The organism is Thermococcus sp. 101 C5, assembly GCF_009372125.1.
GTDB lineage: Archaea > Methanobacteriota_B > Thermococci > Thermococcales > Thermococcaceae > Thermococcus_A > Thermococcus_A bergensis.
Map to the genome: position 1 here is coordinate 1 of NZ_WHIZ01000020.1, position 14,328 is coordinate 14,328.

Annotated in this window: 18 protein-coding genes and 1 pseudogene; 11 read left to right on the forward strand and 8 right to left on the reverse strand. The window is 43.1% G+C overall.

Features of this window, described 5'->3' with window-relative positions:
- Positions 1–230, reverse strand: a pseudogene (locus GBV73_RS04395) (IS982 family transposase); the annotation flags it as partial.
- 127 nt (positions 231–357) lie between these two features.
- Between GBV73_RS04395 and GBV73_RS04400 the strand changes: the two are divergent.
- The 4 genes from GBV73_RS04400 (at position 358) to GBV73_RS04410 (ending at position 2,229) form a co-directional block, all read left to right on the forward strand.
- A complete protein-coding gene (locus GBV73_RS04400) occupies positions 358–606 on the forward strand; it encodes a hypothetical protein (protein WP_152879587.1) in 249 nt (82 codons plus the stop codon).
- A gap of 19 nt (positions 607–625) precedes the next feature.
- On the forward strand, positions 626–766 hold the full coding sequence (locus GBV73_RS11130; RefSeq protein ID WP_172967197.1) for a hypothetical protein: 141 nt from the start codon (positions 626–628) through the stop codon (positions 764–766).
- 90 nt (positions 767–856) lie between these two features.
- Complete coding sequence (locus tag GBV73_RS04405) at positions 857–1,531, forward strand: DUF257 family protein (protein ID WP_225807777.1); 675 nt, start codon at positions 857–859, stop codon at positions 1,529–1,531.
- Positions 1,532–1,563: 32 nt separating this feature from the next.
- Positions 1,564–2,229 carry a carbon-nitrogen hydrolase family protein gene (locus GBV73_RS04410; RefSeq protein ID WP_371717009.1) on the forward strand — a complete coding sequence of 222 codons (666 nt, stop codon included), beginning with the start codon at positions 1,564–1,566 and terminating at the stop codon, positions 2,227–2,229.
- On the opposite strand, the gene GBV73_RS04415 is transcribed toward GBV73_RS04410, so the two are convergent.
- Genes GBV73_RS04415 through GBV73_RS04430 form a run of 4 tightly spaced genes read right to left on the reverse strand, consistent with a single transcriptional unit; the run spans position 2,212 to position 6,073 of the window.
- Positions 2,212–2,676 (reverse strand): GNAT family N-acetyltransferase, encoded by a 465-nt coding sequence (locus GBV73_RS04415; protein WP_152879589.1) that lies wholly within the window; start codon positions 2,674–2,676, stop codon positions 2,212–2,214. The two genes, GBV73_RS04410 and GBV73_RS04415, sit on opposite strands and share 18 nt — an antisense overlap.
- Complete coding sequence (locus tag GBV73_RS04420) at positions 2,657–4,090, reverse strand: hypothetical protein (RefSeq protein WP_152879591.1); 1,434 nt, start codon at positions 4,088–4,090, stop codon at positions 2,657–2,659. Before GBV73_RS04420 ends, GBV73_RS04415 begins: the two co-directional genes overlap by 20 nt.
- A complete protein-coding gene (locus GBV73_RS04425) occupies positions 4,071–5,168 on the reverse strand; it encodes a DUF1611 domain-containing protein (protein ID WP_152879592.1) in 1,098 nt (365 codons plus the stop codon). The genes GBV73_RS04420 and GBV73_RS04425 overlap by 20 nt, the downstream gene beginning before the upstream one ends.
- 2 nt (positions 5,169–5,170) lie before the next feature.
- Positions 5,171–6,073, reverse strand: a complete 903-nt coding sequence (locus tag GBV73_RS04430; RefSeq protein WP_152879594.1) for a pyridoxal-phosphate dependent enzyme — start codon at positions 6,071–6,073, stop codon at positions 5,171–5,173.
- A 279-nt stretch (positions 6,074–6,352) separates the two neighbouring features.
- On the opposite strand from GBV73_RS04430, the gene GBV73_RS11135 reads away from it, so the two are divergent.
- The 7 genes from GBV73_RS11135 (at position 6,353) to GBV73_RS04460 (ending at position 12,530) form a co-directional block, all read left to right on the forward strand.
- Positions 6,353–6,514 carry a hypothetical protein gene (locus tag GBV73_RS11135; protein ID WP_156882181.1) on the forward strand — a complete coding sequence of 54 codons (162 nt, stop codon included), beginning with the start codon at positions 6,353–6,355 and terminating at the stop codon, positions 6,512–6,514.
- Positions 6,515–6,556: 42 nt separating this feature from the next.
- The gene (locus tag GBV73_RS04435) at positions 6,557–7,870 is read left to right on the forward strand and encodes an MFS transporter (protein ID WP_152879596.1); all 1,314 of its coding nucleotides are present in this window, start codon (positions 6,557–6,559) and stop codon (positions 7,868–7,870) included.
- Positions 7,871–7,904: 34 nt separating this feature from the next.
- Complete coding sequence (gene metG / locus GBV73_RS04440; RefSeq protein ID WP_152879640.1) at positions 7,905–8,234, forward strand: methionine--tRNA ligase subunit beta; 330 nt, start codon at positions 7,905–7,907, stop codon at positions 8,232–8,234.
- A complete protein-coding gene (gene speB / locus GBV73_RS04445; protein WP_152879598.1) occupies positions 8,235–9,065 on the forward strand; it encodes an agmatinase in 831 nt (276 codons plus the stop codon).
- 61 nt (positions 9,066–9,126) lie between these two features.
- On the forward strand, positions 9,127–10,284 hold the full coding sequence (gene thrC, locus GBV73_RS04450; RefSeq protein ID WP_152879600.1) for a threonine synthase: 1,158 nt from the start codon (positions 9,127–9,129) through the stop codon (positions 10,282–10,284).
- Positions 10,284–11,069 (forward strand): extradiol dioxygenase, encoded by a 786-nt coding sequence (locus GBV73_RS04455; RefSeq protein WP_152879603.1) that lies wholly within the window; start codon positions 10,284–10,286, stop codon positions 11,067–11,069. The genes thrC and GBV73_RS04455 overlap by 1 nt, the downstream gene beginning before the upstream one ends.
- 150 nt (positions 11,070–11,219) lie before the next feature.
- The gene (locus GBV73_RS04460; RefSeq protein WP_152879605.1) at positions 11,220–12,530 is read left to right on the forward strand and encodes an RNA-guided endonuclease TnpB family protein; all 1,311 of its coding nucleotides are present in this window, start codon (positions 11,220–11,222) and stop codon (positions 12,528–12,530) included.
- Between the two features lie 16 nt (positions 12,531–12,546).
- Here the strand turns inward: GBV73_RS04460 and GBV73_RS04465 are convergent, their stop codons facing one another.
- From GBV73_RS04465 to GBV73_RS04475, 3 genes are read right to left on the reverse strand one after another with little or no spacing between them, the layout of a single operon-like run.
- Entirely contained in the window at positions 12,547–13,329 is a 783-nt protein-coding gene (locus tag GBV73_RS04465) for a hypothetical protein (RefSeq protein ID WP_152879607.1), read from the reverse strand.
- Positions 13,326–13,733, reverse strand: a complete 408-nt coding sequence (locus GBV73_RS04470) for a hypothetical protein (protein WP_152879609.1) — start codon at positions 13,731–13,733, stop codon at positions 13,326–13,328. The genes GBV73_RS04465 and GBV73_RS04470 overlap by 4 nt, the downstream gene beginning before the upstream one ends.
- Before the next feature lie 36 nt (positions 13,734–13,769).
- Complete coding sequence (locus tag GBV73_RS04475; protein ID WP_253910294.1) at positions 13,770–14,327, reverse strand: hypothetical protein; 558 nt, start codon at positions 14,325–14,327, stop codon at positions 13,770–13,772.
- Position 14,328: the final 1 nt, after the last annotated feature.

A 14,328-nucleotide genomic window follows, 5' to 3' on the forward strand; every position in this document is an offset into this window, starting at 1 on the left:
GTTAGTTTGTTGTACCTGATTTTGGGGAACAGCTTCATTTCTTCGATTAGGACTCTGTAAGCGTGCTTGTAAACTCCGTTAAAGTGCAAGTGTGCTAGTATTGCGAAGGTTATCAGGTCGTAGAGGCTGATTACTTCCCTGCGAGTGTTTTTCGGGTAGTGTTTGCTGATTATCGGATAGATTTCGGATTTTATGATCAGGATTTCCTGCTGAAAGTTCATAACAACCACCAATCAACCAAAAGACTTAAGTGCTTATAACTCTAACGATCTAATGGGAACTAGGGTGATATCACTTAAAATTACAATGTAAAAGAGTTTTTAAATCTTTATCAATGAATTAAAATTTGGTGATTGTATGAAGAAGGGCATGTCTTTCCTTCTTATTGCATTACTCTTAGTTTCAGCCTTCTCGATATATTCTTGGTGGCAGTGTAAAGAGAAAAATAACGAGATGTTAAAAGATGCCTATACGGAATTTGAGATAAACAGATGGGAGCTTGAGCATATAGGGGCGAGTTTTGAATATATTCTCCAGAACAATGCCTCTAATGAGGTTATCTTCCTTTACGCCGTGAACTACAGAGATCATGTCCGCCGCCTTTAAGCCACACGAGGAACGAAAAATGATGCTAAGTGAAAACCTTGGAACGCTGAAACAGTTCGATATTTTGTTCAAAGAACTCAGCAAGTACCAAAATCCATTTGATATTCCCGATGAGCTTGCAGAAAAAGCATTCAACCTAAGTAAACAGCTGAAGTGGTAGTTTTCCTAGTATGGGGTGCATTACAAAGATGTCTTTGTAATCCAATAAACTAATAAGTAGTGAATTCCACAATTATGCATGGTGATATAAGTGGAGGTGGCAATGACCGAAGGGGCTAAAATATGGGAATCAATTGTTCCGGGAGAGAGTGCCCTAGTGGAGTATGACTCACTGACACTTCCCTACAAGGGGTTCTACTACTTGCTCACCTGGGCTAGAAAAAAAGGCTATGACGTAATGGTCATTGATATTCTCGATACTCTATCCTTATACAAAACCCAGATAAGCCTTGCAAAGCTGGAAACGGAATTTTTTGAGAACTTAAAGGTCATTAAAGTTGGTGGTCGCTTAAACGTAGGCAAAGTGCTTGCTAGACTACCCGCGAGTGACATTCCAAAGCTCATTAAGGATTTTGAATTAACTTGCACTCCCTACTTCTCCCAAAATGAAACCAAACAAACCATCGTCGTCGTTTTAGGCTTATCTAGAGTATTTTTGCTTGCTGAATCAAAGTTTGAAGCCCTTATGCTCCTTGACCTGCTTGTGAAATACGGGAACTCCCAGAAAAAGACCATATTTTACTTTGTGAACAGAGATGTCCTAGATGATGGTTCCAGATACGTAATGTCCCTCCTAGAAGAATTGGCAACCACTGTAATAAGAGCTGTAAGGGCAAAAGATGAAGAAGGAACCAAGCCATACGTGTATGTTATGGTTTTAAAGGCAATTAACACGGAGATGGAGGGCTTTAAACTAAAACTCTAGCACTTTTTATTGCTTAATTTCTGGTGTGTAAGGTGAAAGTTGCCCTAATCCCGATGCCCGTTGAAGATGGAAACTTTGAGACTAACTGGAAGGAGTTTGAGAGACGATTCAAAGAAGCATTACACCATAGTCCCGATTTTATAGTTTTCCCGGAGTACTGCCTCACAGGCTTTAGAGAGTGGGACTTCAGTGGAGCAAAGCTATATGGTGAAATTGTTAAGAGAGTGAGCACTCTTGCGAAGAATAACGCCGTGTATGTAATCTTTGGGCTCTTGGAACCGTATAAGGACTGTGTCTATAACTCCGCTCTCCTGATAAACCGTGAAGGAGAAGTGATCCTTAGGCACCGCAAGTTTCAAGAGCCAATGAAGTTCTGTACGGGCAATACAGTGAAGACTGCTAAGACTGAGTTCGGCAAAGTTGCAATCATCATCTGTGGCGATCTTTACAACAAGCGCATAGCGAAGTGGATAAAAAAGAAAAAGCCCGATTTTCTGTTTGTGCCCATGGAGTATTCACCCGAGAGCGGAAAGATAAGCGAGGAAGACCTTAAGGCAATGTCCGAAAGGGTTAAACTCCTCAACGTTAAGACTTTTATCGTTAACAGTTATCCTCCGGGCGGAGCTTGGGTGTTTGATGAGGGAGGAAATCTCTTGAGGAAAAGTAGCGGTGATAAGCTCTTAATTTTTGAAGTCTAGCAATTTCTCCATTATAATTGCCCTCCCCTTGTATCCCCGTTCTTCGTACCATTTTACTGCAGGGTTATCAATTTCAACTCTCAGCACAATTTTCTTTGCTCCCTTCTCTCTTGCCCATGATTCAGCTCTCCTTAAAAGAGCTGAACCGATTCCAAGCCCTCTTGCCTTTTTAATAACTTCAATGTCGTAAATGTAGGCTATTTTAACGTAGTCCACAGTATCAAGGGTCAAACAAATCCAGACATGACCCAGTAGCTTTCCTTTCTCATCGAGGGCTGCGAAGAACTTGTGCTCTCCGTGTGAAAGGAGCTCTCTAAAGAGTTCTTCGTGCCTCTTTGCGAAGTCCTCATAGGGAATGGAAAAGCGAACGAACGAGTAGCTTATTTCCCTGTCAAGCTTTTTGATCTCTTCCAGGTATCTCTCCCCATCAACTATCGTGTACTCCATGGAGCACCTCCTCCCTTGTTATTTCAACCCACTTGCCTTCCTTTAGGTAGGCATAACCCCTTGTATACTGCTCGAATATTGAGTATATCCTCTCTCTGAACTCCAAAGGGATGTTGTCGAAGAGGGAATTTCTGTCATCGAAGTGGAGCATCTCAACGTGGTCTCTCCTTTCCCCGCTGAGGGGAAAATCAGGATTTCTCTGCTTTATCAGATAGAGCGAGTGTAGGAGTTCATCCTCGTCAAGTCTAACTTTTCCTTCCGCTATCCTCTTTGGAAGCGTCTCTATGTGGTGTGGTTTGTATTTAATTAGCTGGGGATCTATTCCATTAGCCAGCAAGAATGTTTGTATGCCGTTGCACTTGAAGCATGTGCCACAGGGGGCATAATCTTCGCCTTCCTTATGAACTGAGTGACAGCTCCTCTGGAGTTTAAAGAGTTCTGGATAGCGTTTATAGAGGATTCTCTCAACGATAAGTCCCGTTATTGGTCTTACGGCAGACCACTGTCTTATATTCAAGCCCCTCTCGGCGAACCATCTTGTCATATACTTGTCGAAGAACTGGCTCTGATCCAAAACCGCATAGAAGTGAGGTATCCCATGGAACTCATAAGTAAGCCCCCTCGGGTCGTCATATTCGTTGCCCAACAAAACGTTTCCTATGCTGTACTTTTCAATTAGTGGCAGGAATGAGAAGACGTAATGCTCAAAGAAGAATAGCCTTATCGGATATACCTCAGCCTTTGGCTTCCCAACGTTTTGGAGTATCTTCATGTGCTTCTCTATAAAGGTGTAAAGCCTGTCCACGTTGCTCCACACTTTCTTGGTGTTTGGCTCATGCTCCTTGAACCATTTGTACGCTGTTAGGGCGACTTTCCAGTGCCCGCCGGACTCATTGAAGAAGAATGGATAAACTTCACACCCTATTTCCTTTGTAATGCCATAGGTGAGAAGGCTCTCCTTTCCACCACTGAGCATTATAGCGCATTTGTTGTAGTCGGGAGTGAGTTTTACATCTTCCTCTTCGACTCTTTCCGGGACAATCTTTGCCAAAGGCTGCGGTTTTATCTCTTTGGGGATGAACTCTTCTCTGACAAACCCTGTCCTCTTGTATATCCTGTTCACAAGGATATCATTTGCAGTGAGCTCCATCATATCCCTAAAGAACTGCAGGTCTCTTGGATCGAGGGAAAAGTTAAAGGAAATTTCTGGGGTGAAAAGAGCGTAGTTTATCGCTGGAGTTATGACCATAAGCTTTGCGAAGACTTCATTTCTGGGAATTTTTTCTTTGTAGGTGTGGATCAGCTTGAATTTTTCCTCATTTCCATCAATAGAGAGGGTATAAACGGCAGAAATCCTCCGAGAAGAGAGCTTTGGCTTTTCAATGGATATGTAATCAAAGCATTTGAGAGGCATTTGCAGTCACCTCTTGCTGGGCTACTGCTTTTAGGCGTTCTGCGTCTTCAAGAATTGCCTTAACTATGTCTTCGACACCCTCATATAGAGGTACTCTCGTTAGAATCCCATATGTTGCCTCTATCTCTCTTGCTTTTTGGAGAGCCTCTTCCTTCGTGAGTCTTTCAGAGTTTATTGTGATAGCTATCGGTTTTTTACCGGAGAGGAGTTCAATCAGCTGTATGTACTTCTCCAAGGGTGGAATCTCGTACTGGGAGAAGTCATCGAAAAATTTTCTTGATGGAGCATGCTGGAGCACAATATAATCCGGTCTTCCAGAGGCTATTAACTCAAATCCACCTGGATAAGCTGGGTGGAGGAGCGAACCTTCTCCGTGTGTCACAATAACATCGGGGTTTTCTTCCTTCCAGGCTCTCCAGATAACGTCCTCAATAGCCCCTGCAACGAAGTCGTTTACTATTGAGTCCATTACTATGCAGTATTTTGCCCCTTGCATCCACCCTGTTTGTCCCATTGCCACAAAAACGCTCTTCTTTCCAAAGTGCTTGAATGCCTCATGAAGCATTATTGCGGTGGTTCTTTTGCCTATTGCACCATCAGTCCCCAGTACGGCAACTTTTATGGCTTTGACTTCCTCAATTTTTCCTGTGAAAGGAATCTTTAGGTCTCTGTATATCTTCCTTACATCTATCAGCTGAACTTTGTACCTCTTGGCTAGGCGAGAAAATTCGGGATCGTCGCTGAGGAAGTTGTGGAGACCGTTAACTATGTTCATCCCTCTTTTTATTGCCTTTTTTATAATCTCCCTGTAGATCGGAGGCAAATATCCACCAGGGGTCGCCACTCCAATTATGAGATACTCAACATCGGGATTCTCTGCAATTGCTTCCTCAAAGCTTCCGTAGATGGGAATGTTGCGGGGTATTCCATCCAAGACTTCTCCAGCGTCCTTTCCAGCCAAAGTGGAATCTATTACCCCCACAATCTTAAATCTCTTAGAGTATCTAACCAACCCATGGGCAGTCTTTCCATCGGTCGTTTTGTACCTTCCTTCCGCAAGAATCAAGGCTTTCTTCATTTTCAAACCCCTCCAGTAAGGAGCAGGACGAAATTCTCGTTATTTACACCGAATTTTCTAACAAACTTAACAAGCCCGGCTAAAGTTAGGGCAGAGGCTGGGAGAACCTTTATCCTCTCACTCATTTCCAAAATCTTGGCATATTTTAAGGCTGTATCATCGGCAAAACCAAAAACATACCCTTTCGATGCTTTTACAGCTTCAAGGGCATTTTGAAGATCAAAGGATACCGAGGAAACAAGAGGCTCGTTGAGCTTAGTTTCAACGAAGTCTCTAACTTCTTCCATACTACCGGTATAAAATGCGTTCAGTATTTGATTTCCGTAGCTTGTTGTAACTCCAATGATTTTTGGCATCTTTCCATATTTTTTGAAACCATAGTAAACCCCCACCAGAGTGGAACCGTTTCCTACGGGAACAAAGACTGCATATGGCTCAATTTCTTTGAGAATTTCTTTTGAAATGAGGGAATAAGCTTCGTAATCTATCATGGGTTGCGATCCCGGGTTTGCATCGTAATAATTCATAGCTGCTGCAAAAGTTTTGCTCATAAAGACTGCTGACTCATATGGCCCGTCTACGAATATAACCTCTGCCCCATGCATTTTCATTTCTTCCACTCTTGAGTTTTCATAGTGCCTTGGAATAAAGATCACGGCTCTTAGTCCCTCTTTTTCTGCAAAATATGCTATAGATGTCCCGTAATTACCACAGGTTCCCACAGTAATCCCAGAAAAGCCGAGGGCTTTTGCCTGTTTAACGTGTGCCTTTGCGATCCTGTCTTTGTGTGTTTTTGTTGGATTTGCTGCTTCTAGTTTTAGATAGATTTTCGAAATCCCTAATTTCTCTTCTAGGCTTGTTGCCCTTAATAGGGGGGATTCATCAGAGTTCAATTCTGTCTCCATTTCCCACACCAAATCCGCCTATTTTTGAATTTGAGGGCTCAAATTTGGATTTTTACACTCTACGCTTATTCAGCCCTTGTATTATGGATATTAGCCATTCTAAAGTTGGTTAAGGGTATATAAACCTTTCTCCCAGGTATGGCGGTTATATCTAATTAACATTGTTATACAGCCCTAATATTTTTAGATCTTGAATGAGAACCGAGAAACCATGACGAAAAGTTTATAAACCCATGATCTCTGTATATAACGCCCCGAGAGGGGCGGGAGGTGTCAAATATGCAACCCCCAAAGAAAAAGAAGAAGGTAGAGGACTACGAGGAGGAGCCATTGGTAGAAGAGGAAGAAGAGTTTGATGAGGAATTCGATGAAGAGTTCGAAGAAGATTGGGATGAAGAGGAATGGGAGGAGGAAGACTGGGACGAAGATGAAGACTGGTGAACTGCTCTTCTCTTCTTCTTTCATTACTTTAAGGTGTCCCCAATGAAGGCTTCTCGGAAGAGGGAGAATGCATCCCTAAGAGCCATCGAAGATTCAGCCCTGTTTGCCTACACAAAGAAGTCCAAGATTAGATGGTTTTACGCATTTGTCCCATTCAAGGTTTCAACAGGTGGTACTTCTACACTGATACCCCTCCTAACTTTAGAAGCAGGTGGATCTGCTCAGGAAGTAGGAGTAATTAACGCTATTGGAAGCATTGCCTCAATGATAGGGGGAGTATTTTGGGGAAAGCTCTCAGATAAAATGCTTAAAAGAAAACCTTTTTTGATACTGGGCTTTATCGGAACATCTTTGTTCTCGTTTCTAATGGCGTTTTCAAGGAGCATTACTCAGCTAATGGTCCTCAACTTTCTGTATTCTTTCTTCATCGCAGCTACAATTCCAATTCCCGTTATACTTATTGCAAGAGTCCTAAAGAAAAAGCAACTCGACTATGGGATTGCGAAGTTCAACGAGATAGGTGGATGGGCGTGGGTTATTGGACTTATTTTAGGGTTTTTCCTAGCTTATTTTCTAAGTATTAGACAACTTCTTGTAGTTTTTGCTGTTGTTAATATTCCTTCGATTGTTTTGGGAGTTAAGTGGATTCAAGAAGCCCCGTTTAGGATTGAGAGAAGGAGTTTGGGAGTTTATGCAAACTACATTGTCGAAAAGTTTAGGTATCTGCCAAATATCATGATTCACCTGCCTGAGTATAACAAGCGAGCTCTCACAAGATTTTTGGAGTTTAAGGAGTTTTATCTTGCCTCAATCCTCTTCTGGGTAGGGGCGATGTTGTATTTTTCACAGTTCCCGGTACTGCTAAAATCCCGCAGTGTCAGTACCTCCGAGATATACCTAGCTGCTGTTCTAAACTCATCAATATCAGCCTACATGTATATGAAAGCCGGAATACACACCGAGAGAAGAGGTGGAAAAGCCTCCCTCATTAGGGGATTGAGCATAAGGAGCTTTGGGTTTTCCCTTGTTTTACTCGGCTTATCTCAAACTGGAACGGTATTTAAACTCTACGCCTTCGTCTCCTATGCACTGGCTGGCTATTCATGGGCATACATAGGCATATCAACGACTTCAATGATCTCCAAGCTTGCGAAGGAAAAAGAGCAGGGAGCGATGATGGGCTTTTATAACCTGATAAGTTCTCTCGGTGCTATCATCGGAAGTATATTGAGCGGATTTATCGTGAAAGCAGGTGGATTCTTTACAGACTTCCTTCTTGCATCTCTTTTGATACTTCTCAGCATTTTTACCCTCATGAGGTTTGATGTAACCGCCCGCTCTCGGCACAAAGTCTAAATATCTGCCTCTCCAATTTTTTGTGGTGGAACCTATGGAACTTTACGACGTCAATGAATTCTGGAAGTTTGACCTTAGAGTGGGCCTCGTTAAGAAGGCTGAAAAGCTGAAGAGAACCAACAAGCTAATAAAACTCGAAGTGGACTTTGGAAATGAGCAGAGGACTATAATAACCGGTTTAGCCGACCAATACTCTCCTGAGGAGCTTGAAAGGAAGAAGTTTATCTTCGTTTTAAACCTGAAGCCCAAGAAGCTTTCGGGCGTTGAAAGTCAGGGGATGCTGATAGTAGCCGAGAGCGAGGACGGAAAGGTTTACCTTCTCCCGGTTCCAGATGAAGTTCCCGTAGGAACGAAGGTGTGGTAGATGCTTTTTGGGATTCCACACTCGGAGAAACCTAATCTCTACCTCCTTGGAATTCTATGGGACAACTCATCTTCCTTTAGAAGAGGCTGCGCTGAAGGCCCAAGGGCAATAAGGGAGGCTACATCCGAAGAACTATACAACAGCTTTAATGAATTACTAATCAATCTGGCCGAACACTGGAGCTACAAAGATTTGGGTGATATCAACGCAGATACTTTTAGGGAGCTGGTTGAAAAGGTCAACAAAACAGTTAAGGAGCATTACAGTGGGGAACTCTTTCTCTTTCTAGGAGGGGATCATTCCATAACATATGCAACGTTTAAGGCGATTAAGGAGGTCTCAGGCGAGGATTTTGGCCTGATTTACTTTGATGCTCATCCAGACCTCTATGCTGAATACGAAGGAGACAAATACTCCCATGCGTGCACTGTGAGAAGGCTTGTGGAAGAAGGGCTTGTAAAAGGGGAAAACGTTGTGCAAATTGGCATAAGGGCCCCTACAAGAGAACAGGTTAAATTTGCAGAAGAACATGGAATAAGGATTGTAAGCGCATCGGAGATATACCGTTCTCCAAAAGTCGATATTCCTTTTGAAAGGGCTTACCTTTCCTTTGATATGGATGTCCTTGATCCGGCTTTTGCTCCCGGAGTTGGAAATCCTGAGCCCGGCGGATTGAGTACTAGGGAGCTCGTGGAAGTGATAAAGTCTCTAAATGCAGAAATTGTTGCCCTTGACATTGTTGAACTCAATCCAAACTACGATTATAAAGGGATAAGCGCCTTTGCCGCTGCGAAAATAATAAGGGAAGTTTTGGGAAAAGCTGCTTTGTGAAGTGAAATTCAACAAAATTATCCAAATTGTAGAGTGGAAATCACAAATGGAGGGGAATCTCATGTTAAAGTGTACTGCCTGTGGGAAGGAATACTCCATGAGAAAGCCATATCAGAGATGTGAATGCGGGGAGCCCTTGGAGCTTGAGCTTTTCAAGAGCGCTCCCGGGATAGGGAAAAGAGTTTGGGAGAGATTCTCTGGATTTTTCCCATTTGAGCTCAAACCCGAGTTAAGTCTTGGAGAGGGGGATACTCCGCTGATAAAGGCAAAAAAGCTCTCGAAGGAGCTGGGGGTTAAGCTGTACCTTAAAAACGAAACCACAAATCCCACGTGGAGCTTTAAGGATAGGGGAACTTATCTCGGCATTCACAGGGCTCTTCAGCTGGGGTTTAAGAAAATCGGCACTGTTTCGACGGGCAACATGGCGGCAAGCGTTGCCGCTTACGGAGCAAGAGCAGAGCTCGAAACTTACATTCTTGTATCTTCAACGATAGCGAAAGAGAAACTTAAAGCTCTTGCACCTTATGGGGCCGAGGTAATTAAAGTCCATGGAGATTACGGGGAGCTCTACTACAAAAGCCTTGAAATAGGACAAAAGAAGGGCATATACTTCATAAACTCCGACGATCCGTTTAGAGTTGAGGGATACAAGAGCATAAGCTTCGAGATAATTGAGGAAACAACTCCAGATTACGTTGTTATTCCCACCTCTTCGGGGGGTCTTTTCAGGGGAATCGTGAAGGGGTTCCTTGAGCTAAAGGAGAGCGGATTAATTGAGAAGCTTCCCCGTTTTGTGGCGGTTCAGGCGGAAGGATGTTCTCCAATATGCAAAGCTTTCAATAATGGAAAAGAAAAAATAGAGAGGTTTGAGAGCCCGCATACCATAGCACATGCCATAGAAAACCCCTACCCGCCGAGCGGAAACGTAGTGCTGAGGCGTTTGAGAGAACTTGACGGACTGTGCGTTGCCGTTAGAGATGAAGAAACCTTAAACGCTCAGGAGGAGCTTGGTAGAGAAGGCTTATTCGTCCAGCCTGCATCTGCAACAGGGATAGCCGCTATAAGAAAGTTAAGGGAAAAAGGAATAATCGAGGAGAACTCAAGAATAGTTAGCATTCTCACCGGGGCCGGATTGAAGACTTTAAGCCATGTTGAAGCTCCAAAAGTGGAGGAATGCTCTTTAGAATTCCTTGAAGATTGTTTTAAGGAGGAGAGATAATGTTAGTTGGTGCCGCTATGATGCCCCATGGAAACCCCGTTCTCAATCCGGAAGATGAGGAAACGGGAAAGCTTGCAGAAGCCCTCAAAGAGATTGGCAGAGAACTTTCAAGGGCAGATGTTTACGTTCTCATAAGCCCCCACAACGTCCGCATGAGCGAAGCCCTTGGGGTTATAATGGCTGAAAATTTAATCTCGTGGCTTGGCTTTGCTGGAGTTCAGCTTCCGGGAGAGTATAAAACGGATAAAGAGCTCGCTAGGAAAATATACCTAGAAGCAAAGGCTAAAGATTTGCCGGTAGTTGACATAAACTTTGCTTCGCTGAGCGGGGAATACTCTCGCTTCCCCCTGACGTGGGGAGAGCTCATACCCCTCCAATTTCTGGAAAAGAGGCAGATAGTGCTCTTAACACCTGCAAGGCATGTTTCAAGGGAGACGCTTGTTAAATTTGGTGAAGTGGTGGGAGAAGTACTTGAGGAATACGAAAGGAGGGTAGCCTTCATAGCGAGTACAGACCATGCCCATGCACACGGTAACGGCCCGTATGGCTATGCACCCGAGGCTGAAGAATACGATGAGCTCATCATGAAAATAATTCAAGAAAATAGACTTGAAGGGCTTCTTGAGATACCGGATGAGCTAATAAACAAAGCTTTGCCAGACAGCTACTGGCAACTGCTCGTCCTTTACGGCGTTTTGAAGAAGGTGCCAATGAAGGTTAAAAGAACTGCCTACGCTTGCCCATCATACTTTGGCATGGGCGCGGCTTTGTTCATAAGGGAATAGCTAGCTCAAGATTGAGGCGAGTTCAATGACATTTTCTTTTCTCAAGCCTTGCCCTTTAGGGCGGGGTACAGCCAACCATAAACAAGCCCTTTTAGTGAGAAAGCAAAAACATTTTTAAACTCAAAAGTGTAAAATTAATAATGAGGAGTAATGAAAAGAACCGTAACAGTAAAACTCCAACCCTCAAAAGAACAAGAAAAAACACTCTTCGAATTAGCCCAAGCCACTACAATAATCTGGAATAAACTCAATTACGAGCGTTTAAAGCAATTCAAAGAATTCGGGAAGATCGACTTTGGGACAACGGAAAAAGAAGCTTACTATACCTTCAAGGATTGGATTGGAGGTTCAACAGTACAACAATTAGCGAGGAAGAACGCTGAAGCCTGGCGTAGTTTCTTCTCTCTACTCAAGAAGAAAAAGAAAGGAGAGCTATCAGAATGGTTCAAACCTCAACCACCAAAATTCGTCAAGGAGGAGAATGGAGGAAAACTATTCGTAATCCCACTCAGGAACGACCAGTACAAAATTGATGGGAACACAATCGAGTTGAGACGGCTTGGAAGGTTTGGAAGGTTAAAAATGCAGTTCAAGGGGAGGATACACTTGAAGGGTAAACAGGGGAGGCTTGAAATTGTCTATGACTCTGTAAAGCGGAAATGGTATGCTCACGTGAGTTACACGGTCGAAGAAAAACTAACCGGTGGAGAGTGGGTGGAAGTCCCAAGAAAACCAAAGAGCAACCTAACAGCAGGAATAGACCTCGGAGTAAATAATTTAATTGCCATTTACATTGAGAATGGTGAAGCTTTTCTCGTGAACGGGAGACCACTAAAATCAATAGCCTTTTACTGGCAAAAAAGAATAGCAGATTATCAGTCTAAAATCAACAGGAGTGGTGCTAAAAAGAGCAGGAGGCTTAAGATGATGTACCAGAAGGCTAAACTACAAGCAAGACATTACATTAACAAGGCAGTTAGACAAACTGTGGAAAAACTTTATCAATTAGGCGTTAGCATAATTGTGGTTGGTTATCCAAAAGAAATCGCAAGGAATTCTAACAAGGGGGAAAGGCAGAACTTCATACTCTCTCAAGTGTGGCGGTTTAATTATCTCATCAAACGCTTAACCGAGGTTGCTGAAGAGTTTGGTATTGAAGTTTTGCTTGTTGATGAGGCTTTTACTTCTAAGCTTTGCCCCCTCTGCGGCCAGCGCCATTCTAATGGTAGAATTTTTAGGGGTTTATTCAAGTGCCGCAGGGAGGGTGTTGTAATGAATGCTGACTTGGTTGGAGCGTTTAACATTTTGAGAAAAGCGGTTAGAACGATAACCCCGAGCCTTTCCGCTCTAGCGGGGGGTAGGGGTAATGGGGGGAAGACCCTCCCCGAGGGGTCGAAGACCCGCTTTAACTTGGGCCTAAATGAGACCCCTCAAACCTCCCCGCCCTTGGTGAGGGGTTAAGATAAACCCTCGCCCTTCAGGGCGGGGAGGAGGTCAGTTCTTCTTTTTCTCCATACAGAATTATCAACCTCCCATAGGCCATCACATCTGAGCATTCTAAGTATACGGCTTTATTCCCTTCCTGAAGCATCGTGGCATTGATAAGCCTTCCGATGAAATTTCTCTTTTCCAGAGCTTCAGGAGGGACTTCTACACTTTGCCATCCTTTATTTTTGAGCATCTCTTCGAGATCTCTGAGAGCGTTTTCGCATTTAGGACTCTTGTGTGGGCTGGGATAGACAAAAATCCCCATGTAAACACTGGTTATGTTTTGGAACACAAACCCACCGGTTCCGTTAACTATCCCCTCCTCTCTCTTCAGATATCCGCTAGGTCTTAGGCCATATTCTTTTGTCCAGTCCATTTCTTCAAATGGGAGGGAAATTTCTCCCAAATAGGGGTTAACGTAGACCTCATTCTCATAAAGGGTGTAGTAGATGACTTTCTGTGGAGAGGGTCCAATACTGGGAACGTTGATTGTATACGCAGAGATAAGAAGCGCGATGAAAAAGATTGCCAAAAAGGCTATTCTAGCCGGTTTTTCTTTTTTATAAATCTTCAACGCCACAATTTTAACCAAAAATCCCACAATAAACGCAGCCAAAACACTCCCAATTATTGGCAAGAAAGAGGCACTAAGTGGCAAAATCTTAGAGATGTCACTTATATCCAGCAAAATCATTATAGCCAGTCTTATTGGGATTAATAGAAGCAAAAGCAATAGGGAAACCAGTATTAAGATAACGGTTTGACGTCTCATTGTGCATCACCTTTTAAGCGGGCTATGGTGTAGTATATGAATGCCCCTAAAAGGAAGGAAACCACGGGAAATAGATAAAAGAGAAGGAAAACAAAAAAGCCCGGGTCATCGCTATGGTAAGGGCTGGAGCGAAGGTCTTCAATCATCGTTACTATAGAAAGTGCTATTGCTACTATGAGGGGAGCGATGCTTGCCATTACAGCAAATTCTGGGAGAGAAATCTGCAACTTCCATAGAAAAAGTGTGGTTATTGAAGCCACAATAAGGGTTGGATAGATAAAGAAGAGGATTTCAGGGTAAATTTTGCCATACATACTTTCAAGTTTCTCTATCCCAAAAGCTATTAATGCCCATAATGGAGTTGCAAGGATAAGAAAAAGGAAAGCTTTGGTGCTTTTTTCCATCCCAGCTCCCCAAAGTTAATAGAGTGGAACTGATATTTATTTTTTTGCTAGAACCATCCACAAATCCTTCCCCTCTATGTGAATGAAAATGAAGGTTGTCTCTTCTTCTGGAAGCTCCAGAGCTTTCGTATAAATTGAGACACAGTAGGAATCAAGTTGAAACGGTATGTACCAGTATACGAACGACTCAACAACTGAACTTCCTTTGTGAATTCTAAACTCAATTCTCTGTCCCCCTGTAGTTGTGAGATTCTTTGGAGTGTTCCATATTATTCTGTATCCTTTAAACAACACTTCACCTGAGAAGTTAACATCTTGCACCCCTAAAACTACGTATTCATATAACTCGCCATTTAGTTTAAGCACTGTTTCATTTAAGATGCTCATGTTGAGGTATGCTGGATCGCTTTGGGGGTTTAATGGTGCTTTTAAGGTAGTATTGCATTTATTGAGATTTTCTCTGGCTTCATTTAGGAATGAAACAACCTTTGAAGCCTCGTTTGGTGGGGAGGAGGGGGTAGTTGAGGGCCGAGTTATACAAAGGGAAACCAAGACAATTAAAAAGAGAGAAGAAAGCAAAAAGACTCTTCTCATG